This is a genomic window from Roseomonas sp. GC11 (assembly GCF_024437745.1).
Lineage (GTDB): Bacteria > Pseudomonadota > Alphaproteobacteria > Acetobacterales > Acetobacteraceae > Pseudoroseomonas.
Genome location: NZ_JANFNY010000047.1, coordinates 19,251 through 40,329 on the forward strand (window position 1 = coordinate 19,251; position 21,079 = coordinate 40,329).

Annotated in this window: 14 protein-coding genes; 2 read left to right on the plus strand and 12 right to left on the minus strand. The window is 70.2% G+C overall.

Translation table 11 applies throughout. From position 1 onward, the window contains the following. Window positions 1-905 precede the first annotated feature (905 nt). From NON00_RS15220 to NON00_RS15235, 4 genes are all read right to left on the minus strand, one after another. Window positions 906-2,438 (minus strand): DUF3987 domain-containing protein, encoded by a 1,533-nt coding sequence (locus NON00_RS15220; RefSeq protein WP_256022505.1) that lies wholly within the window; start codon window positions 2,436-2,438, stop codon window positions 906-908. Next, entirely contained in the window at window positions 2,431-3,417 is a 987-nt protein-coding gene (locus tag NON00_RS15225) for a toprim domain-containing protein (RefSeq protein ID WP_256022506.1), read from the minus strand. Before NON00_RS15225 ends, NON00_RS15220 begins: the two co-directional genes overlap by 8 nt. 8 nt (window positions 3,418-3,425) lie before the next feature. Continuing rightward, entirely contained in the window at window positions 3,426-3,794 is a 369-nt protein-coding gene (locus NON00_RS15230) for a helix-turn-helix domain-containing protein (RefSeq protein ID WP_256022507.1), read from the minus strand. 457 nt (window positions 3,795-4,251) lie between these two features. Further along, window positions 4,252-5,688: a phage integrase central domain-containing protein gene (locus NON00_RS15235; protein WP_256022509.1), complete on the minus strand. Its 1,437-nt coding sequence runs from the start codon at window positions 5,686-5,688 to the stop codon at window positions 4,252-4,254. A gap of 362 nt (window positions 5,689-6,050) precedes the next feature. On the opposite strand from NON00_RS15235, the gene NON00_RS15240 reads away from it, so the two are divergent. Together NON00_RS15240 and NON00_RS15245 are read left to right on the plus strand one after the other, a co-directional pair. Then, the gene (locus NON00_RS15240) at window positions 6,051-6,575 is read left to right on the plus strand and encodes a hypothetical protein (RefSeq protein ID WP_256022511.1); all 525 of its coding nucleotides are present in this window, start codon (window positions 6,051-6,053) and stop codon (window positions 6,573-6,575) included. A gap of 100 nt (window positions 6,576-6,675) precedes the next feature. Beyond that, the gene (locus NON00_RS15245) at window positions 6,676-7,872 is read left to right on the plus strand and encodes a polysaccharide pyruvyl transferase family protein (RefSeq protein ID WP_256022514.1); all 1,197 of its coding nucleotides are present in this window, start codon (window positions 6,676-6,678) and stop codon (window positions 7,870-7,872) included. A gap of 88 nt (window positions 7,873-7,960) precedes the next feature. On the opposite strand, the gene NON00_RS15250 is transcribed toward NON00_RS15245, so the two are convergent. From NON00_RS15250 to NON00_RS15285, 8 genes are all read right to left on the minus strand, one after another. Then, on the minus strand, window positions 7,961-8,935 hold the full coding sequence (locus NON00_RS15250) for a phosphoribosylaminoimidazolesuccinocarboxamide synthase (RefSeq protein ID WP_256022516.1): 975 nt from the start codon (window positions 8,933-8,935) through the stop codon (window positions 7,961-7,963). Window positions 8,936-9,180: 245 nt separating this feature from the next. After that, complete coding sequence (locus tag NON00_RS15255) at window positions 9,181-10,776, minus strand: ABC transporter substrate-binding protein (RefSeq protein WP_256022518.1); 1,596 nt, start codon at window positions 10,774-10,776, stop codon at window positions 9,181-9,183. A gap of 183 nt (window positions 10,777-10,959) precedes the next feature. After that, window positions 10,960-11,130, minus strand: coding sequence for a hypothetical protein (locus NON00_RS15260; RefSeq protein ID WP_256022521.1), 171 nt, complete (start codon window positions 11,128-11,130; stop codon window positions 10,960-10,962). A 105-nt stretch (window positions 11,131-11,235) separates the two neighbouring features. Next, window positions 11,236-14,322 (minus strand): efflux RND transporter permease subunit, encoded by a 3,087-nt coding sequence (locus tag NON00_RS15265; RefSeq protein WP_256022523.1) that lies wholly within the window; start codon window positions 14,320-14,322, stop codon window positions 11,236-11,238. 19 nt (window positions 14,323-14,341) lie between these two features. Continuing rightward, entirely contained in the window at window positions 14,342-17,503 is a 3,162-nt protein-coding gene (locus NON00_RS15270; protein WP_256022526.1) for an efflux RND transporter permease subunit, read from the minus strand. Next, on the minus strand, window positions 17,500-19,008 hold the full coding sequence (locus tag NON00_RS15275; protein ID WP_256022528.1) for an efflux RND transporter periplasmic adaptor subunit: 1,509 nt from the start codon (window positions 19,006-19,008) through the stop codon (window positions 17,500-17,502). Before NON00_RS15275 ends, NON00_RS15270 begins: the two co-directional genes overlap by 4 nt. Before the next feature lie 22 nt (window positions 19,009-19,030). Next, window positions 19,031-20,431, minus strand: coding sequence for an efflux transporter outer membrane subunit (locus tag NON00_RS15280; RefSeq protein WP_256022530.1), 1,401 nt, complete (start codon window positions 20,429-20,431; stop codon window positions 19,031-19,033). Between the two features lie 41 nt (window positions 20,432-20,472). Further along, window positions 20,473-20,910, minus strand: a complete 438-nt coding sequence (locus NON00_RS15285) for a periplasmic heavy metal sensor (RefSeq protein ID WP_256022533.1) — start codon at window positions 20,908-20,910, stop codon at window positions 20,473-20,475. Between the last annotated feature and the right edge of the window lie 169 nt (window positions 20,911-21,079).

Genomic DNA, 21,079 nt, shown 5'->3' on the forward strand with positions numbered 1-21,079 from the left:
AGCTGCGCCCGCGCAGGGTGCACGAAGAAGTCAGCGGGATAGAGCCTTGTCCTTCTCCGGGTATAGGAGAAGCGTCGCGGGCAGGATTTTCCTGACACAGGGAAAGCCACGCCCTGGCGGTAGCCTTCCTCTTGGCAACCCCAGCCTCCAGGGCCGGCCTAATGGCTTTCTGGGAAGAGGGCCGGCATTCCTGGATCAGCTGAATAGGGTTTCGAGCCTATCAGGATACCGCCCTGGGTCTTTCAGGCGGACACCCAGGGCCATGAGATATCTGCAAGTTCCAGTAGCCGCAGGACGCCCGGGCACGACCGGAAGGCTTGGCCGCTCTGGAAGGCGGAGGGTCATTTCACCTCTCACTCGACCGACCCGAGTGCCTCCTTCCCTCCCTCTCCACGATAGGCCGGTGCGGAGCGGGGGCTGGACCCTTGGAGCCAGAGTGGCAGCATAACCGTAGAGACAGCCATCCTTCCTGGCAATGAAGGGCTGTGTTTTCCCGTGCTGCGGTGCCTTCGGAACCCAAAAGTCAGGGAAAAAGCCGTTTTCTGCCAACTCGGGCGGAGGGAGCACGGGGGGCAGAAAGGGTTTATTCCCTACAAAAATAAATTATACCTATCATAATTATGTCTTTGATCGACAAAACCTATCAATTGCCTTTCCTCGTCGGCCTTCCCCCTTCGCTGCCCGCAGCAACCCATCCAGCAGGGCGCGATGCTGCGTGGCGTCGAGGGGGCGGCCCTCTGTGGCCTGGGCGCGGGCGATTTCGGCACGCTCCCAGGCCAGTTCAGGGTCCGGCCAGGTCAGGGCTTCCAGGGCCTCGGCCTGGGCTTTCTGATAGGCGGCAGCCAGAGCGGGCGCGCCGGTCCGCGTCGTATCAGGCGGTGGCGGCAGGTGGCGGCGCCACCCACTCACCCGTGGAGGCCCAGAAGCTGGGGATGGACCTCCCAGTCTGAGCGCGGGCGCCCCGGGCCGCGCGCCAGGGCAGGGCGCACCCATCCGAGCTCGGCCAGATCGCGCAGGGCGGCTTCGATGCGCGGGGCGGTGGCAAGGCCCGGGCCTTTCGGATCGCGGCGCAGGGCTCTTGCGTTCAGCACCGCCGGGCGCGGCGACTGGCGCAGAAGCCAGCGGGCAAGCTGGCGGCTGTCCCGCTCGACCTCCGGCAGGGCCGCTTCACCGAAGCAGCGCCGCACCATGGGCAAGGCATAGTCCAGCAGGAAGGCCTGCGCGCGCGCCGCGGTCCGGACGTCGATATGGTCGGGCGGCGGAGTGCCATCCGGGGCCACCAGCCAGTCCAGATGCGCCAAGATCACCGCGAGGCGCACGGCCATGCCCGGCACCTTGCCCAGCCAGGACAGCAGCAGGCCTGAGGCCGCGGCCTCCTGGTCGCGCACCTCGCCGCGCCATTCGTTGAACGCCTCGGCCGCTTCTTCGCTGAAGGGCAGCAGCACGGGTTCGCCCTCCGGCATGGGCAGTTCCCGCAGCCGCCGCAGCGCCGGCATGAGCGGGAAGGGCAGGCCCTCGCCGCCGGGGCGCCGGGGCCGGCCGGAGAGCGGTGCGGGCCAGATGTAGAGAAAGCGGGCCGCCAGGCCGTCATCCTCGCCGCTCAGCATGGCGGAATGCAGCCGGTCCGGCTGGATGCCGCCGAGGATGCCCCAGGTCAGGTGCGGGATATCGGTGCTGTTGTCGCCATCCTTCACCCGGTCGGCGGTCCAGCGGTTGCCGTCATAGGTTTGCAGCCAGAAAGCCCGTTCGGTGCCGGCGCTGCTGGCGGTGCCATTGCCACCATAGCGGCCCATCCCGGCCAGCCAGCCGGCCAGTTCGTCACGCCACAGCAGCAGGCCGCGCGGATTTGCCCGGCTCAGGTCGCGGGCGCTTTCAATGGTCGGGTCAGTGCTCAGCACCCGGCGCTTGCCGGGCTTGTCCGGTTCCCGCGCGGCGGCGGGCTGGAGCGGCGGCGCCAGCTTCCTCTTCACCGCCTCCTTCACCTCATTCTGCCAGAGGCTGAGATATTCCTTCGCCTCCTGGCCGGCGGTGTGGAACTGGCGCATGCGCTCATCCCAGTCGCCGTTCAGGGCAAGGGTCAATTCGGAGAGCGGCTCCGTCACCATGTTCAGGGCGGGGCTTTTGTTGGCGCTGGGATTGCCGACGCAGATGACGTTCAGCACGGGAGGCTGCCGCCATTTCCCCCAGGGGCGGCCCCACCGGGCATTGCCCAGGGTTGCCCCGACCACCGCCAGCAGAGGCACGGCCACATAGTCGGGTGGCGCGCCCGCCTCGTCGGCCGCCCGGGTGATCCAGCGCGCCCAGGCGGGTGAGAAGAGCTGTAGCGGCAGCGGGGGCGGTGCAAGGGTGTCTGTGGTGGCGATCTCGGTGCGCAGCATGGGCCACGCAGCCGTTTCCGCCTCCTCGGGCAGAGTGTGGAGGGTGAAGCCGTCAGCCATGGGGCTGGATCTCCGGAATGGGGGCGCGGCCATGGCGGGCGCGCAACAGGTCGTTGAAGTCGCGGTCCGCCGCATCAGGCAGGGCGAGGCGCACATCGCGCCCCTCGGCCTTCCAGCGGCGGGCGGCGGTGGCGGCGGCACGTTGTCCGGGCGGGTCGTGGTCGGTGGCGATGATCAGGTCCCGGGCGCCGGCAGGCAGGGCCAGGGTGGCCAGATTGCCGGCGAAGACGCAGGACCAGGCGGGGGCGCCATCCAGCAGGGCAGAGGCGGAAAGCGCCGTCTCTATCCCCTCGGCCAGCACCAGAGGGCCGGCAGCGGGCGCGGCGTGCAGCATCACCACCCCGCCGCCCACCGGGGCAAAGCTGGCCTTGTCGGGTTTGAGGGCGGCCTTGCCGCTGCCATCAGGGCGCAGGTAGGTGCGGTGAACCGCCACCGGCTCGCCATCGGTGGCGCGGCGCACCAGGGCCAGCAGGACAGGAAACAGCCCTTCGACCTCCGGGTGCCTGATGCGGGGGTGGAAGCGCAGCGGTGCCCCCTCGGGCGGCAGGGCGCCGGCCCGCCAGGGGGCCAGCACGTGCCGGGCGCGCAGATAAGCTTCTGCCGGGGTGCCCTCGACCGGCAGGGCCTCGCCCCACCACGCCATGGCCAGGGCGGTTTTCCGGGCCGGGGAAAGGCCGCAGGGCGTGGGGCGGTTGCATGGCGCCGGCGGCTGCCAGGTGCCGCCCGCCGCGGCCAGGACGGCGCGCGTGAGGGCGCCGCGATCCTGGCAGCAGGCGCAGGCCCAGAGGGTGGTGCCCTGCCGTTCCCGCAGCGAGAAGGTGCCGGGATAGCCGCAGGCGGGGCAGGTGCCGCGCCAGGAGCCGTTATGCAGGCGGCGGAGATTCAGGCGGGCGGCAAGGTCGGCGCTGGTCAGGACGCTCGTCTCCCAGGTGCGTGCCGGGCCGAGGGGCGCGGCGGAGAGGGCCGGCAGGGTCTTCATGGGTGCCGTCATTCCGGCAGCCCGAGCAGCAGGCGCAGATTCTGCGCCGGAACAAGGCGGCGGCCCCCCACCTTCACCAGTTCCAGCCGCCCGGCGGCCGCGTGGCGGTAGAGCGTGGCGCGCGACAGCCCTGTCACCTGACAGGCGCCCGCGATCGTGTAGGTCAGGGGCTTGTTGGCTGGCTTGGTCGGCTCGGGCGCCGACGGGGTGTGGCGCGGCGCGCGGCTTTTCCCGGGGGGAATTTCCGGAAAAAATTCCTTTTCTGGCGTGCCGCTGGCCCTCTGCGGCGGCGTGCCGGAGGTGGCGGCGGGCGTGTTTCGGGCATCCGGCGTCTTGCCGGTGGGGCGAGGCCGGATGCGCTTGATGGGGGGTTTCATGCGGTCTTCTCCGGGAGTGTCAGCCTTCCCGTGCTGCCGGGAGGCTTTGGGTGGTGGCCATGTCAGATGCTGTTCTGGACAGCATTCTCCGGGGCGTGTGGCGGTGGCTGTGGCCGCAGCTTTGCCCTGGAAAGGACAGGACGCTGCGATCCACGGGCCGGCGTTCAGGCAATAAAAAACCCCGCCGGAAGCCGGGCGGGGTGAGACAGGATGTGCGGACGCAATACGCCCGGTGACAGGCTGAGAGTGGACAGAGAGACCGAGGAAATAAAGCCTAAAAATAATCACGAATAGTTGATTTCGGATCTGTGGTGATCCGGAGTCGCTGCCTGTGGCGGGGTTTTGGCAATTTTGGCGGTTTTGGCAGAGGTCTGGCGGCCCTCTCCCACGGCTCAGGGTGGGGGTTTTGGCAGTTTTGGCAGTTTTGGCAGAAGGGGCCGGGGAAGAACGCCAGGGCTCAGGCCCTGGCCGAACCCGCCGGCATCGTGCCGCGCTGCGGCTGCGCCTCGCCCGCGCACCAGGCGCCCCAGGCCTCCATCAGCGGGATGCGCCGGTCAAACATGTCGGAGCGCCGGTAACGCCCCTCCACGGTGCTGTCATCCCTGTGGGCCAGGGCCTTCTCGGCGGCTGAGGAATCTGCCGGGCGGGTGTCGTCCACCCAGGTGCGGAAGCTGCCCCGGAAGCCGTGTGGCACAGCCTCCCGCCCGTCAGGATCGCGCCAGGGGGATGGGGCACCTTCCGGGCGGTCCTCATTCATGCGCTTCATCACGGCGGAGAGCGCCATGTCGCTCAGCGGTGCGGTGCCCTTCGCATTCGGGAAGATCAGTGTATCGCCCATCAGTCGGGCCAGACGAGGGACATCGGCGGCCCCGGCGGCCACCCCGGTCCGCTGGGTATAGGCCCGCGCCAGGGTCGCCAGGGCGGCAGCGGACAGCGGCAGGCGGTGGGACGCCACCGGGGCGGAGGCCTCGCCCTTCATGCGCTCTCCAGCGATGGTCAGGGTCGGCGATCCCTCGAAGGAGAGGTCGCTCCACCGGACGCCGCGCGCCTCGCTGGAGCGCAGGCAGGTCAGGATCAGGAAGCGCAGCGCCAGGGGCGCGATGCCCTCCCGATGGTCCAGCATCTGGCAGAAGGCCGGCAGTTGCGCCCAGGGGAGGGAAGCCTGTTTCCGGCTGCCCGGCTGTGCCGAAAGGCCCATGGTCCGCAGCATCCTGCGATCCGCCGGGTTGTCCCCGCTGCGCCAGCCGCGGACAGTGGCATAGCGCAGGATGCTGCCCAGACGTTCCAGCACCTTCTTTCCGACGCTCGGCTTGTCGGTCCAGAGCGGTTCCAGCACGCGCAGCACATCCTCGCGCCCGATCTCGGCCACCGGCCTGCTGCCCAGCAGGGGGAAGGCATGCAGCTCCAGGGAGGAACGCCAGAGCTGTGCCGTGCGGTCATTCTTCCAGCCCGGGGCTTCCTTGCGGATGTAGAGTTCGGCGACGGCGCGGAAGGTGCGGCCCTCGGCCTCGATGCGGGCGCGCTGCTCGGCCAGGGCGGCCTGGCGCTGGTCCCGCCGCTCCTGGATGGGGTTGCCATCGGCGCGCGCCCTGGCGCGCAGGTCGCGGGCCTTTTCGCGGGCATCCTTCAGGCTGACGGCAGGCCAGCCACCCAGCCCCATATCGGAGCGCTTGCCGTGGATGACCGTGCGCAGCTCCCAGACTTTGGCGCCGCTCGGATAGACCGCGAGCGCCAGGCCGTTGCCATCCTGCAGGCGGTATTTTTTCGCGCGTGGCGCAGCGTGCCTGATGTCGAGGGGAGTCAGAGGCCGGCGGCGGCTGGAGGCCCTGGCCTCCCCGGCCGGCGCGTTGGAATCCCTGTCTTGGGAGTTGGAATCCCTATCGTTCAGGCCCATTTTTCACCCCACATTATACCCCACATTCATGCCGCGCAGGCGTGAGATATGATGATACGATATGCTGCATTAAAAAAAATAAAATCAAGCACTTGCGTAATGGTAAGAAGCCTCCCAGACCCTTAAAAATGCCAGTTGGGTTTCCGTTGGGGACGCCATCTCCCGCGACTGAAAATCCGGATGCCTCCGCGACGCTGGTCGCGAAGCGGTTCTTTTTTGGAAAAAAGAACCAAAAAACTTTCGTCAGAAAGCGGCATCATCCCCAGGTTGGGGTATGTGGTTTTTCGTTGCGAAATCATTCTGAGATGCCCTAGGAAGCAGCACCCGGGCGCTGTGGCCGCCCGCCCTCATCGGGGGTTTCCATGCCGCGCATGACCGCCTTCTGGCTGCTGGGGTGTTTCCTCGGGATCGCGTTTCCGGCGGCCTCGGCCCGGATGCAGAGCCTCGGGCAGGATGGCGCCTGGGAGAGTTTCACCGGCTTCTCGGACAAGGGCCTTCCCCTCTGCGGCATGGGGGCCACCGCCGGGCCGGATCGCGGCCTGCACATCAAGCACTATCTGGGGGATGCCGGCCTCGTGCTGCATCTCTTCCGCGAGGGCTGGGCTTGGCCCGCGGGGCGGAAGCTGCGTGTCGGCCTGCGCTTCGACCAGGAGGCCCTCCTGCCCAAGGACGCCACCGGCCATGGCGACCTCGCCGAGATCCATGTGGTGGCTGAGGCCGAGATCGCCGGGCTCTTCGCCGCCCTGCACCGGGGCCAGCGCCTGGAGGTGCTCCTGCCTGAGGAGAACTGGACCATCAGCCTCTCCGGCGCCCGGATGGCGGCGGAGAAAATGAGCCGCTGCATCCGCCTGCTGCCCCCTCCGGAGCCCGCGCCCCGCCGCAGCTGACGATCACGCTCCGCCGAGCCTGGGTTGTGGGCCATTGATCAGCGTCTGGCGCCATGCGATCCGCGTGGAACCGTCCCGCGGTCAAAACGAAGGGGTCTGCATGTCCGAGTCTCTGGCTGAAGCCCGTCCGCTCCGCCGCCAGGGCGGCATGCCCCGCGTGGGCTTCCTGTGGAAATATCCCTCGACCGGGCTCTACGCCAATGTGCCCTTCGACCACCTCTTCACCGCCAGCGGCCACAACACCGGCAATCTGGCCTTCGTCCACGCCATTGCCAGCCAGATCCGCAATCCGGTGACGTTCCTGGGCTGGAGCAGCCCGGCCGAGCTGCTCCGCCGGGAGGCGGACCTCCTCGTCATCCCCTGTGCCAACCAGCTTGGCGGCCACACCAATTATGGGGCGATGGCGGAGAATCTGGAGAAGTCCGGCCTGCCGATCGTGGCGATCGGCCTGGGTGCCCAGGCGGCGAGCTATGACGAGGATGTGGCCCCCACCGAGGGGACGCTGCGCTGGGTGCGCGCCATCGCGGCCGCGCGTGGCGGGCAGGGGGCCAATATCTACACCCGCGGCCCCTACACCACCGGGCAGCTGGAAAAGCTGGGCATCGGCGATGTGCTCAGCGGCGGCTGCCCTTCCTGCTTTCTGAACACCGCCGCTGATCTCGGCCAGCAGATCCACGCCCATTGGTCCCAGGCTGGCCTGCCGCGCGCCCTCTCGGTGGCGGCGGGGCATCAGGCCTGGATGGCGACGCGTGAGGTGGAGCACCAGCTCATCACCCTGATGATGGACCCCATCGCCCCCGGGCAATACGTGGTGCAGTCCATGGCCGAGATGCTCAAAATGGCGCGCGGCATCTTCGAGGGCATGAGCGAGCACGCCCTGCGTGGCCTGCACAACCACACCGTGCCGCATTACAGCTTCGAGGAGTTCAAGGCCTGGAGCCGCAGCTATGCCCGCGCCTATTTCGACGTGCCGGCCTGGATGGACTCGCTGCGCCGCCATGACCTGGCCGTGGGCACGCGCTACCACGGCGTGGCGCTGGCGCTCCAGGTGGGGCGCATGGGGCTGACCATCGCCATCGACTCCCGCACGCGCGAATTGTGCGAGAATACCGGCGTGCCCTTCATCGAGCTGGGCCAGATCAGCGGCCCGCTGACGCGCGCCAGCCTGCGCCGCATGGTGCGCTTCGACCCTGGCGCCTATGACGCGCAGCGGCGCGTGGCAGCGGGCCGCTATGTCGAATTCCTGCACGACAATGGGCTGGAGCCCGCCAGCGATCTCGCCAAGCTCGCCGGCTAATATTTTTTCAGTTTTGTGTCCCGCTTCGTGCCCGAAGCGGGACGCCAACTGGAAAAGTTTTTTGGTTCTTTTTTACAAAAAAGAACTCTTACTTTGAAAAGAACGGCGCCAGATTGGCGCGCACGCGCTCCAGCACCGGGCCATTGCCTTCCGGCTGGAAGCTCTGGCCCGTGATCGTCTCGAAGGCCTGGATATAGACGGCGGCGGTGGCGAGGATCAGTTCCTCGGGGATTTCCGGGATCGGGTCGTTATAGGGGTCGCAACGCGCCGCCACCCAGCTGCGGACGAAGTCCTTGTCGAAGCTTTCCGGCCGTTCTCCGGCGGCGAAGCGGGCCTCGTAGCTGCCGGCCTTCCAGTAGCGGCTGCTGTCCGGCGTGTGGATTTCATCGGCCAGGATGATATTTCCTTCTGTATCCGTGCCGAACTCATACTTGGTATCGGCCAGGATCAGCCCGCGCTCGGCCGCCATGGCCTGCCCGCGCGCGAAGAGGGCGAGGGCGTAGTGGCTGAGCTGCTCCCACTGCGCCGGGGTCAGCAGCTTCCGCTCCAGGATTTCGGCCGGGGTCAGCGGCTCGTCATGCCCGCCATCGAAGGCCTTGCTGGTGGGGGTGATGATGGGGGCGGGCAGGCGTTCATTGTCGCGCATGCCGTCGGGCAGGCGCACGCCATACATCTCCCGCTGCCCGGCCTTGTAGAGCGTCAGGATGGAGGTGCCGGTGGTGCCGGCGAGGTAGCCGCGCACGACGATTTCCACCGGCAGGATGTCGAGCCGCCGCCCCACCACCACATTCGGGTCCGGGTAGCTGAGGACGTGGTTGGGGCAGAGGTCGCGCGTCTGCTCGAACCAGAAGCGGGCGGTCTGGGTCAGCACCTCGCCCTTGAAGGGCACGGTGCAGAGGATGCGGTCGAAGGCGCTCAGCCGGTCGGTGGCGATGATGACGCGGCTGCCATCCGGCAGGTCGTAATTGTCGCGCACCTTCCCGGCGTAGTGGTTGGGAAGCTCGGGGATGGTGGCGTCGCGGAGGATCCGCTGTGCGTGGGCACGAAGGGCTGCCGGGTCCATGGTTCTCTGCCAGGCTGAGGGGGGCGCACAGTAACGCCTGCGTCCCGTCCTGTCAGGTGAGGCCGGGCTTGAGGGGGCTTTGCCCCCTCAAACTCCCCCCATTCTTTCCCTTGGGCAGGGGACGGGGTCCCCTGCACCCGCCATCAGGGGGGACTCACAAATGGGTTTCCAAAGGCCTCAGGCCTTTGGTCGGGAGAGTTTGAGAGGGGCGAAGCCCCTCTCAAGAGGGTGAAACCAGCCTCCGCTCAGGCCTCGCGCCGGACGTTGAGGGCGAGGGACATGCCGCGCCGCTCCACTTTCAGCCCCTGGCGATAGGCGCTGTCCACGAAATACAGGCCGAGCGGCCAGAACGGCACGTCCTGGAAGAACTGGGCCTGGATCTTGCGGCAGATCTCCTTCTGGGCGTCCAGGGTCGGGGCGTCGAACCACTGGTCGCGCAGGGATTCCAGGGTGGGGCTGGTGGGCCAGCCGAACCAGGCATCCTGGCCATTGGCGCGCAGCAGCGGGTGGCCGCCGGGGTTGGCGAGGTCCTCGCCGCCGAAGAGCACGACGACGGCGCTCCAGCCGCCCTGCTCCAGCGGCTCCTTCTTGGCGCGGCGCTGGAGCATGGTGCCCCAGTCGGAGGTCGCATCCTCCGCCGCGAAGCCGATCTTCTTCATCAGGTCGGTGGCGACGCTGGTGAGGGTGCTGTTGTTCACCTGGTCGGCGGGGTGCAGCATGATGGTCTTCGCGCCCACCTTGCCGGTGGCCTGGAGCGCCTTGCGGGCGGCGTCCAGGCTGCGCGGGCTGGTGATGGCGGAGAGCCCCTCGTTGCTGGCGAAGGAGGAGGCGGCGGGGAAGCAGCCGACGCCATCCTGCCAGCGGCTGCGGTCATCGCCCATGATCGAGGCCATGAAGTCGGCCTGGTTCAGGGCCGGCCAGACGGCGCGGCGCACGGCGGGGTCGTTGAAGGGCTCGGTCAGGTGGTTGGGGCGCAGCATCACCATGGTGCCGTTGCCCTCGATGCGGTCGATCACCACATCGCGCCGGCGCGCCAGCAGCGGGCGCAGGTCGGGCGCCACGCGCTCCCACCAGTCGATCTCGCCCGACTGCAGCGCGGCGCCCGCCGTGGCGGGATCCATGATGATGTGCTTCTCGATGCGCTCGAACTGCGCGAGCTTCGGCCCGGCGGTGACACCCGGCCGGCCCACCGGGGTCGGCACGTAGCGCTCATAGCGCTGGTAGACCACCTTGGCGCCGGACTGCCACTCATCGGCCTTGAAGCGGTAGGGGCCGCTGCCCACCACCTCGCGGAAGGGGGTGGTGAAGGAGACGTTGGCGAAGCGCTCCGGGTAGATGAAGCAGGGGTAGGAGGAGGACTTGCCCAGCGCGTCCAGCATGGCGCCGAAGGGGCGCTTCAGCCGGATCTCGAATTTGCGGTCGTCGAGGACGCGGATTTCCTCCAGCCGCGCGGCCAGGGTCTGGCCGTGGGTGTCGCGGCCCATCCAGCGCCTGATCGAGGCCACGGCGTCGCTGGCGCGGATCTTCTCGCCATCGTGGAAGGTCGGGCCGTCGCGCAGGGTGAAGACCCAGCGCTTGCCGTCATCCTCCACCACATGGCCTTCGGCGAGCTGCGGCTGGGGGCGGAACTCGGTGTCCACGCCGTAGAGCGTGTCCCAGCAGAGATGGCCGTGGTTGCGCACGGCGTAGGAGGTGGTGGCCAGCGGGTCGAGGGTGGTGACATCCGCCTGCGGGATGAAGCGCAGCGTGTGGGCGGCATTGCCCTGCGCCAGGGCGGGGCGGGCCAGGGGAAGCGCGGCCAGGCCGGCCGAGGCGCCCAGGAAAGCACGACGTGACACCATGGGGGGACGTCCGTTCTGTCGGTGGGGTTGCCAAAAATGGCGGTTCGTTCATCCCATTTCGGCACAACTGGGCCGATCTGCAAACCCCTGCCCCGCATGAGGGCCGCCCCCGCCTTGTCCCGCCCCTGAAAAACCCGCCAGCGGGGGTGGGGCGGGCCATGCGCGGGGCGGGCGGCGCTGCCCTCAGTCGCCGGCGGAGAGGGAGGGGCGCGTGCGCTGTGCGATCAGTTCGCGGTGGATGCGTTCGAGCATCTCGACGGCAAGGGCATTGTGGTGGCGCAGATCGGCCAGGATCTGGACCATCTCCCGCAGCAGGGTTTCCGCCGTTGCATCCATACGCAACTCGCCGCTCATCGCCTTCTCCAAATTTCAGCCGTGGCGCTCATGCTGGCCGGCGGGAAGGGCCGGGGGATCCTGATGGCGCTGATTTCGTTGACCAGGGTTTGGAGCGAAGGCGCCTTAGCCCTTTTTGGGCCGGCTGGCCTGATGGCTTTGCCGGAGCCGCTCCAGGGCGAGATAAATCACCGGCGTTGTGTACAAAGTCAACAATTGCGACACGACCATGCCGCCGATGATGGTGATGCCGAGGGGCTGGCGCATCTCCGCCCCCGTGCCGGTGCCGAAGGCCAGCGGCACGGCGCCGAAGAGGGCGGCCAGCGTCGTCATCAGGATGGGGCGGAAGCGGTCGCGGCAGGCGGCGAGGATGGAGGCCTCGGCATCCGCGCCTTCCTCGCGCGCGTGCTCCAGGGCGAAATCCACCAGCATGATGGCGTTCTTCTTCACGATGCCCATCAGCAGGATGACGCCGATCAGCGCGATGACGGTGAAGGGTGTGCGGGTGGCGAGCAGCGCCAGCAGCGCGCCGATGCCGGCCGTGGGCAGGGTGGAGATGATGGTGAGCGGGTGCAGGTAGCTCTCATAGAGCATGCCGAGCACGATGTAGATGGAGAGCACCGCGGCCAGGATGAGCAGGGGCTGGTCGCGCGCGAAGCTCTGGAAGGCGGCGGCGTTGCCGCCATATTCGGAGCGGATGCCGGGCGGCAGGTCCAGGCTGGCCTCGACGGCGCGGACGCGTTCCTGTGCCTCGCCCAGCGCCACGTCGGCGGGCAGGTTGAAGCTGATGCTTGCCGCCGGGAACTGGTTGCGGTGGGTGACGCGCAGCGGCGACATGCCCGGCTCGATCCGCGCCACGGCGGAGAGCGGCACCTGCGCCCCGCTGCGCCCGGGCAGGAAGATGCGGTTGAGCTGCGTCGCGTCCTGCTGCAACTCGGGATTGATCTCCAGCACGACATTGTACTGGTTGCGCGTGGCGAAGATGGTGGCGACCTGCCGCTGGGAGAAGGCGTTGTTCAGCGCCGCGCCCAGTGATTGCATGGAGATGCCGAGCCGCGCCGCCGCGTCGCGGTCCACCACGAGGCGGCTGACCAGCCCGCCGCGCTCCTGGTCGCTGGAGACGTCGAAGAAGCCCGGGGTGTTGCGCAGCGCCTCCACCATCTGCTCGCTCGCCTGGCGCAGCGAGTCGAGATCGGTGCCGAGCAGCACGTAGGAATATTGCGAATCCCCCGGCCGCCCGCCGATGAAGAGATCCTGCTGCGCGCGCAGGAAGACCGAGGCGCCGGGGATGCGGCCGAGGGGCGCGCGCAGCCGGTCGATCACCTGGCCGGCGCTGGCGTCGCGCTCCCCGCGCGGCTTGAGGGTGATGTAGAAATTGCCCGAATTGCTGCCGACGCCGCCGAAGCCGCTGCCGATCTGCGCGCCGACGCTGGCCACCGCCGGGTCGCGCAGGATGATGCGCGTGGCCTGCTCCATGATGTCGCTCATGCGGGCGAAGGAGGTGTCCGGCGCGGCGCGGGCGGAGCCGGCGAGCAGCCCGGTATCCTGTTCCGGGAAGAGCCCCTTGGGGACGATGACATAGAGCCAGACGGTGACGCCGATCAGGCTGAGGCTGGCCAGCAGCGCGGTGCGGCGGAAGCGTAGCAGCAGGCGCAGGCTGCGCAGATAGCCGGCCAGGATGCGGTCCATCCCCCATTCGAAGCCGCGGGCGAGGCGGCCGGGCGGGCGCTCCGCCCCCTCGCGCTCCAGCCGGGCGGCGAGCATCGGCGTCAGCGTCAGCGACAGCACGGCGGAGATGGCGACGGCGATGGCGAGGGTGGCGGAGAATTCGCGGAACAGCCGCCCGACGATGCCGCCCATCGCCAGCAGCGGCACGAAGACGGCGATGAGCGAGACGGTGATGGAGACGATGGTGAAGCCGATCTGCCGCGCGCCCTCCAGCGCCGCCTGCAGCACCGGCAGGCCGCGCGCGCGCATCCGCGCCATGTTCTCCAGCATCACGATGGCATCGTCCACCACGAAGCCCACCGAGATGGTCAGCGCCATCAGCGAGAAGTTGTTGAGCGAATAGCCCATCATCCAGATGACGAAGAGCGTGCCGAGGAGGGAGAGCGGCACGGTGATGCTGGCGGCGATGACGGGGGCGAGGCGGCGCAGGAACACCGCCACCACCCCGACCACCAGGCCGATGGTCAGCAGCAGGGTGAACTCCACCTCCTCGACACTGGCGCGGATGGTGCCGGAGCGGTCGCTCATCACATCGAGGTGCACGCCGCCCGGCACCCAGCGCTGCAGCTGCGGCAGCATCTCGCGCACGCCGTTGACGACGTCGATCACATTGGCATCGGCCTGCTTGAAGACCAGCATCAGCGTGGCCTCGCGCTGGTCGAACCAGGCCATCTGCCGCCGGCTCGCCGCCGCCTCGGTGACGCTGGCGATGCGCGAGAGGCGCAGGATGGCGCCATCCTGCGTCTTCACCACCAGGGATTCGTAATGCGGCGCGCGGGTCAGGCGGTCATTCACCGCGATGCTCGCCGCCTGCTCCTCGCCATCGATCAGGCCGACGGGCTGGTTGATATGGGCATTGGCGATGGCGGTGCGCACATCGTCGAGCGCGACGCCGGCGGCGGCGGCGGCGGCCGGGTCCACGGCGATGCGCACGGCCGGCTTGGCCGCGCCCGCCACCTGCACCTGCGCCACGCCCGGCACCTGCGCCAGGCGCTGCGCCACCACGCTGTCCGCCGCGTCATAGAGGGCGGCGCGCGTCAGCGTGTCCGCCGTCATGGCCAGGATCAGCACCGGCGCGTCGGCCGGGTTCACCTTGCGCACGCTGGGCGTGCTGGGCAGGCCGGAGGGCAGGTCCTGCCGCGCCGCGTTCACCGCCGCCTGCACGTCGCGCGCCGCGCTCTCCTGCGTGCGGGAGAGGTCGAACTGGATGATGATGTTGCCGCTGCCCGTGCTGGCGCTCGACGTCATTTCCGTGATGCCGGCGATGGTGCCGATCTGCCGCTCCAGCGGCGCGATGACGGTCGCGGCCAGCGTCTCCGGATTGGCGCCGGGCTGGCTGACGCTGACGAAGATGGTGGGCAGGTCGACGCGCGGCATGGCCGAGACGGGCAGCTGGCGCAGCGCGAAGAGCCCGGCCAGCGCCAGGCCGAGCGCGAGCAGCAGCGTCGCGATCGGCCGCCGCACGAAGGGGGCGGAGAGGTTCATTGGCTCAGCCCAGCCCCGTTCAACTCAGACCCACGGGGCGCCAGCGCCGCAGGATGCCCATGCGCACCCGCTCCAGCGCCAGATAGATGGCCGGCGTGGTGAAGAGGGTGACGAACTGGCTGAGCAGCAGCCCGCCGACGATGGAAACGCCGAGCGGCAGCCGCAGCTCCGACCCCGTGCCCGATTGCAGCACCAGCGGCAGGGCGCCGAGCAGCGCCGCCGCCGTCGTCATCATGATCGGGCGGAAGCGCAGCAGGCTGGCCTCGACGATGGCGGCGCGCGCGTCAAGGCCGCGGTCGCGCTGCGCCTCCAGCGCGAAGTCGATCATCATGATGGCGTTCTTCTTGACGATGCCCATCAGCAGGATGATGCCGATCAGCCCGACCACCGAGAGGTCCAGCCCCCAGAATTCCAGCGCCAGCAGCGCGCCGATGCCGGCGGAGGGCAGGGTGGAGAGAATGGTGATGGGGTGGAACAGGCTCTCATAGAGCACGCCGAGCACGATGTAGATGACGATGACGGCGGCCAGGATCAGCCAGGGCTGGCCCTGGAGGGAGCGGCTGAACTCCGCCGCGTCGCCGGCGAAGCGCCCGGCGGTGGTCTCGGGCAGGCCGATCTCCTGCTCCGCCGCGCGGATGGCCGTCACCGCCTCGCTCAGCGACATGCCGGGGGTGAGGTTGAAGCTGAAGGTCACGGCGGGGAACTGGTTTTCCCGCGTCACCACCAGCGGCGCGCGGCCGCGCGTGATGGTGGCGATGGCGCCGAGCGGGATCTCCAGGTTGTTGCTCGCCGTGCCGCTGTCGCTGCCGGCATTGGTGGCGCCGCTGCTGGTCGTGCTGGTGCTGCTCAGGCTGGCGCCACCGGTGACGCGCAGCCCCGCCAGCAGCGCCGGGTCGGGCGCCGACACCCCGGCCAGTTCCAGCACCACGCGGTACTGGTTGGTCTGGCCGTAGATGGTGGAGATCTGCCGCTGGCCGAAGGCGTTGTAGAGGGCGTTGTCCACCGCCTGCATCGTCACGCCGAGGCGCGCGGCCCTGTCGCGGTCCACCTGCACCTGGAGTTGCAGCCCGTCCTCGCGCTGGTCGCTCGCCACATCCTGCAGGCCGGGGATGGCCTGCAGCGCCTGCATCATGCGCGGCGCCCAGGTGGCGAGGATGGCGGCATCGGAATCGAACAGCGTGTACTGGTATTGCGTGGTGGAGACGCGGGCGCTGATCTGGATGTCCTGCACCGCCTGCGGCCAGGTGGAGAGGCCGGGCAGCGCGTCGAGCTGCGGCTGCAGCCGCGCCATCACCGCCTGCACCGGCTCGCGCGTCTCGCGCGGGCGCAGCGTGACGACGAGCCGCCCGGCATTCTGCGTGGCATTCACCGTGCCCGCCCCGGCGACGAGGCTGACGGACTCCACCGCCGGGTCGCGCCGGATCACATCCGCCGCCTCGTGCAGCGTGGCGGCGACGCGGGCGAAGGAGGCATCCTGCGGCCCCTCGGCGGTGATGCGGATCAGCCCGGTATCCTGCACCGGCAGGAAGCCCTTGGGCATCACCACATACATCCAGGCCGTCAGCGCCACCGAGGCGGTGGCGATCAGCAGCGTCGCCCCCTCATGCCGCAGGGCGAAGGCGAGGGCGCGGCCATAGGCCTGCCGCATCGCCTCGAAGCCCGCCTCGAAGCCGCGGATCAGCGCGTTGGGGCGCATCTCGCCATGCGGGCGCAGCAGCGCCGCGCACATCATCGGCGTCAGCGTCAGCGAGACGATGGCGGAGACGACGACGGCCGCCGTCAGCGTCTCGGCGAATTCGCGGAACAGCCGGCCGACCACGCCCTCCATGAACAGCAGCGGGATGAACACCGCGATCAGCGAGAGGCTGAGCGAGACGATGGTGAAGGCGATCTGCCGCGCCCCCTCGAAGGCGGCCTCGCGCGGCTTCTTCCCCTCCTCCATCAGGCGGACGATGTTCTCGATCATGACGATGGCGTCGTCGACGACGAAGCCCGTCGCCACCACCAGCGCCATCAGCGAGAGGTTGTCGAGCGAGTAGCCCATGGCCGACATCACGGCGAAGGTGCCGATGATGGAGAGCGGCAGCGACACCGCCGGCACCAGCGTGGCCCGCCCGCTGCCGAGGAAGAGGTAGATCACCGCCACCACCAGCGCGATGCTGAGCACCAGGGTGAACTGCACCTCGTGCACGCTGGCGCGGATGGTGGTGGTGCGGTCATTCACCACGGTGAGCCGGGCGCCCGGCGGCAGCGCCGCCTCCAGCTGCGGCAGCAGCGCGCGGATCTGCGCGACGGACTGCACGATATTGGCGCCGGGCTGGCGCTGCACATCGAGCAGCACGGCGGGCCGGCCGTTGAACCAGGCGCCGTTGCGCGTGTTCTCAAGGCCCTCCACCGCCTGCCCGACATCGCGCAGCCGCACCGGCGCGCCGCTGCGCCAGGCGACGACGACATCGCCAAAGGCGGCGGGGGCCGTGATCTGGTCGTTCGCCTCGATGCTGGAGGCCTGGAGCGGCCCGTCCAGCGAGCCCTTCGGCGTGTTCTGGTTGGCGTTGGCGATGGCGGTGCGCACCGTGTCCAGCCCGATGCCATAGGCGCCGAGCCGCGCCGCATCGAGCCGCAGCCGCACCGCCGGGCGCATATTGCCCTGGACGGTGACGCGGCCGACGCCGCCCGCCTGCGCCAGGCGCTGCGCCAGCAGCGTGTCCGCCACATCGCTCAGCCGCGTCAGCGGCAGCACGTCGGAGGTGAGGGCGAAGGTGATGATCGGCGGGTCCGCCGGGTTCACCTTCGAATAGACCGGCGGATAGGGCAGGGTGGAGGGCAGCGTGCCGCGCGCCGCGTCGAGCGCCGCCTGCACATCCTGCGCCGCCGATTCCAGGCTTTTTTCCAGCGCGAACTGCAGCGTGACGCGCGAGGTGCCGGGGCCGCTCACCGAGCTCATCGTGGTCAGGCCCGAGATCTGCGCGAATTGCCGCTCCAGCGAGGCGGTGACGAGCAGCGCCACCGTCTCCGGCGAGGCGCCGGGCAATTGGGTGGAGACCTCGATGGTCGGGAAATCCACCTCCGGCAGGGCGGAGACGGGCAGCCGCAGATAGCCGAAGGCCCCCCACAGCAGCACCGCCACGGCCAGCAGCGTGGTGGCCACCGGCCGCGCGATGAAGGGCGCGGAGATGTTCACGGCACGGCGCCCTGGCGCCCGGCCGGGGCGCCGGCACTGCCGCCCTGGCCGTTACTGCCCTGCGCGCTGCCGCCCTCCGCCGGCATGGTCCCAGGCCCATTGCCAGGCCAGTTCCCGCCGCGCGGGGGCGCGCCCTCCGGCCGCGGCCGGCGGCCTTCCTGCGGCGGCGTGGCGGGGGGCGCGCCGGCCTCCGGCCCGCCCTGGGTGTTGCCCTGGTTCCCACCGGGGTTCCCGCCGGGGTTCCCGCCCTGGGGCACCACCGGGCCGCCGCCGGGGCGGTTGGCGCCGGTGGCGCCGGGCACGGGGCGGCTCACCTCCTGGATGCGGCTGCCATTGTTCAGCCGCTGCCCGCCGGAAGTGACGACGCGCTCGCCCGCGCGCAGCCCCTCACGGATGGCCGCCTCGCTGCGCGTCGTGGCGCCGAGCGTCACCGTGCGCTGCTCGATCGTCTGGTCGTCCTTCGCGACGAACACATAGGCGCCGGCCGGGCCCTGCTGTACCGCCACCAGCGGCACCACCAGCGCCTGCGGCACCGTCTCCACCGGCAGGCGCAGCGTGACGAAGGCGCCCGGCCACAGCCGCCGCCGCGCATTGGGGAAGCTCGCCTTCACCGTGAAGGTGCCGGTGGTGGAGTCGACCGAGTTGCCGATGGTCAGCACCGTGCCGCGCTCCGTCTCCTCGCCCGGCGCGGTGGGGATGGTGTCCACCGGCACGGGGCCGGCGGCCATGGCGCGCAGCAGCCGCGGCAATTCCTGCTGCGGCAGGGTGAAGGTCATGGCGATGGGCGTCAGCTGCGCCAGGCTGACGATGCCATTGGTGTCGGAGCTGGAGACGAGGTTGCCCACATCCACCTGCCGCAGGCCGACGCGCCCGGCGAAGGGCGCGCGGATCACCGTGTCATCGAGCTGGGCGCGGGCGCTGTCGGTGGCGGCCTGGTACTGCGCCACCTGCGCCTCGTACATGGCGACGCTGGCGCGCTGCGTGTCCACCTGCTGGCTGGTCACGCCATTGTTGCGCAGGAGCTGCTCGTAGCGCCGCAGGTCGAGCCGCGCATTGGCGAGCTGCGCCTGGTTGTAGGCCTTCTGCGCCTCCGCCTGGGCCAGGGCGGCGGCATAGGTGCGGTCATCGATGCGGGCGAGGATATCGCCCTTCTCCACATCCTGCCCCTCGCGGAACAGCACCTCCAGAAGCTGGCCGGAAACCTTGGAGCGCACCGTCACGCTGTTCAGCGCCTGCACGGTGCCGAGGGCGTCGAGCGTCAGCACGAGGTCCCTGCGCGTGGCGGCGGCGAGGGTGACGGGCACGCCCATCCCCCCGCCCGGGCGCCGCCCGCCCGGTCCGCCACCCGGTCCGCCGCCGGGACTGCCGCCGGGACTGCCGGGGGGGCCACCCGGCCCGGCGGCGGTGGCGGCCGGCGTCTCCTGGCGCTTCTGCCAGTAGTAGTATCCGCCGGCCCCGATCAGGGCGATGCCGGCGAGCGTCAGGATCAGGCGGGTGGGGGCCATGGTCGGTCTCGGTGGTCCCGGTTCAGCGCCAGCCGCCGCCCAGCGCGCGGAACAGCCCGATGGCGGCCTGCAGCCGGGACAGCCGCGCCTCCACCAGGGTGGTCCGGGCCGAGTAGAGCGTCTGCTGCGTGTTCAGCACGGTGATCATGGTGGCGGTGCCGAGGCGGAGCTGCGACTCGGCGATCTGCGCCGCGCGCGCGGCGCGGTTGGCCGCCTCCTCGTAGAGGCGTTCCTGCTCGGTGGTCTCGCGCAGCGCCACCAGCGCGTCCTCGACATCGCGCAGCGCGTCGAGGATGGCGTAGCGATAGGCGCCGAGCAGCTCCTCCGCCCGCGCCTCCGCCAGCTGCACCTGCCCGCGCTTGGCGCCGCCATCGAACACCGTCTGGCTCAGGCTTGCCGCCAGCGACCAGACCTGTTGCTCCGGCCGCAGCAGGGTGCGCAGCACGGCGCCCTGCAGCCCGCCCTGCGCGGTGAGGTCGAGCGTGGGCAGCAGCGCCGCCCGCGCCGCGTCGATATCGGCCTGGTAGGCGGCCAGGCTGGCCTCGGCCTGCAGCACATCCGGCCGGCGCGCCAGCAGATCGGCCGGCTGGCCAGGGGCGACGGGCGGGATGCGCAGCCCGCCCAGCCCCTCCCCCGCGACCGTCACGGCGGCGGGCGGCTGGCCGATCAGCAGGGCGATGGCGTTCGCCTGCTGGTCGATGTTCTGACGCAGGGAGGGGATGCGCGCCTCCTGCTGCGCCAGCTCCGTCTCCTGCTGCGCCACGTCGAGGCCGGTGGCGGTGCCGGCGGCATACTGGCTGCGCACCACGGCCAGGATGCGGCGGGAGGCTTCCACATTCTCCTGCTGCACGCGCAGTTCCTCGCGGTAGGCGAGCAGGGCGAAATAGGCATTGGCCAGCGAGGCCGTGGTGGAAATGCCGGTCGCGGCGGCGGAGAAGCGGTTTGCGCGCAGCGTCTGCTCGGCGGCGCGGCGGTCGGCCGCGTTGCCGCCCCACAGATCCGCCTCGTAGCTGGCGGCCAGGGTGGTGCTGAAGCTGTTGCGCGTGGTCGCGCTGCTGCGCTGGCGGCTGCCGCTGCCGCCCAGGGTCAGGCTGGGCAGCAGCGAGGCGCCGGCGATGCGCAGCGAGGCCTCGGCCTGGCGGATGCGCGCCTCGGCCTGGGCGATGTCGAGATTGCCGGTGGTGGCGGCGGCCATCAGCCGGTCCAGCTCCGGGGCGCCGAAGCCCTGCCACCACTGCGCCTCCGGCCAGCGCACCGGCTCGGCCGCGGCGTTGCGGAAGCGCGCCCCGGCCTCGATGCCGGCACCGGGCGGGGTGGAGGTGATGGCGCAGCCGGCCAGCAGCGCCGGCAGCAGCAGCAGGAAGGGCCGCCGCGCGGCGCCGCCCCGCGAGGCGGCCAGCGGACCAGCCAGCGGACCAGCCATTGAACCAGCCCGTGAACCAGCCCGTGAACGGGGAAGCGGCCTCATGGGGATTTGCGCCGGGTGGCGCGCCGCTGGCGCATCTCCTCGGCCAGGCGTTGGCGGCCCTCGGGCGAGAGGGTGGTGACCGCGTCGATCAGGCTATCCTCCACGGTGCTGCTGATGCCGTTCCACTCCTGCCGGGCGCGCAGCGTGGCGGCGCGCATCCGGGCGGGGTCGAAGGGTTCTTCCGCCAGGCTGGCCTCGGTGGCGGCGCGGGCGGCGTCGTGGCGCGCCAGCGCCTCCTGCACCCGCGTGCGCACGCCCTCCAGCACGGCCAGGAAGCGGGCGCGCTCCGCCTCCGGCAGGACGGTGGCCATCTGCGCCTGCATGGCGAAGAAATCAGGCCGGCGCTGCGGCTTGTCCGGCCGCAGCAGCAGCACGCCGCCCAGCACGAGGTTCAGCGCCAGCGAGGCACCAAGCCCCGCCTTCAGCCAGCTCATCGGGGAAAGGGTCATTCGGCCTCGCTATAGGCCACGGCCATGAGGTAGCGCGGCGCCAGCAGCCCGGCCTCCTCCGCGCGCGGCGCGGCGGGGGCGAGCAGCAGCCAGAGGCCGCAGGCGGAGAGGGCGAAGGCCGCGCCCGCACCCGCCGGCAGCAGCGGCCGCAGCC

Coding starts and splice junctions, on each gene's coding strand:
- NON00_RS15255 (WP_256022518.1), bottom strand. CDS start 10,776: ATGGTGTCACGTCGTGCTTTCCTGGGCGCCTCGGCCGGCCTGGCCGCG.
- NON00_RS15260 (WP_256022521.1), bottom strand. CDS start 11,130: ATGAGCGGCGAGTTGCGTATGGATGCAACGGCGGAAACCCTGCTGCGG.
- NON00_RS15240 (WP_256022511.1), top strand. CDS start 6,051: ATGCCGCGCATGACCGCCTTCTGGCTGCTGGGGTGTTTCCTCGGGATC.
- NON00_RS15235 (WP_256022509.1), bottom strand. CDS start 5,688: ATGGGCCTGAACGATAGGGATTCCAACTCCCAAGACAGGGATTCCAAC.
- NON00_RS15230 (WP_256022507.1), bottom strand. CDS start 3,794: ATGAAACCCCCCATCAAGCGCATCCGGCCTCGCCCCACCGGCAAGACG.
- NON00_RS15265 (WP_256022523.1), bottom strand. CDS start 14,322: ATGAACCTCTCCGCCCCCTTCGTGCGGCGGCCGATCGCGACGCTGCTG.
- NON00_RS15220 (WP_256022505.1), bottom strand. CDS start 2,438: ATGGCTGACGGCTTCACCCTCCACACTCTGCCCGAGGAGGCGGAAACG.
- NON00_RS15280 (WP_256022530.1), bottom strand. CDS start 20,431: ATGGCTGGTCCGCTGGCTGGTCCGCTGGCCGCCTCGCGGGGCGGCGCC.
- NON00_RS15285 (WP_256022533.1), bottom strand. CDS start 20,910: ATGAGCTGGCTGAAGGCGGGGCTTGGTGCCTCGCTGGCGCTGAACCTC.
- NON00_RS15245 (WP_256022514.1), top strand. CDS start 6,676: ATGTCCGAGTCTCTGGCTGAAGCCCGTCCGCTCCGCCGCCAGGGCGGC.
- NON00_RS15225 (WP_256022506.1), bottom strand. CDS start 3,417: ATGAAGACCCTGCCGGCCCTCTCCGCCGCGCCCCTCGGCCCGGCACGC.
- NON00_RS15275 (WP_256022528.1), bottom strand. CDS start 19,008: ATGGCCCCCACCCGCCTGATCCTGACGCTCGCCGGCATCGCCCTGATC.
- NON00_RS15250 (WP_256022516.1), bottom strand. CDS start 8,935: ATGGACCCGGCAGCCCTTCGTGCCCACGCACAGCGGATCCTCCGCGAC.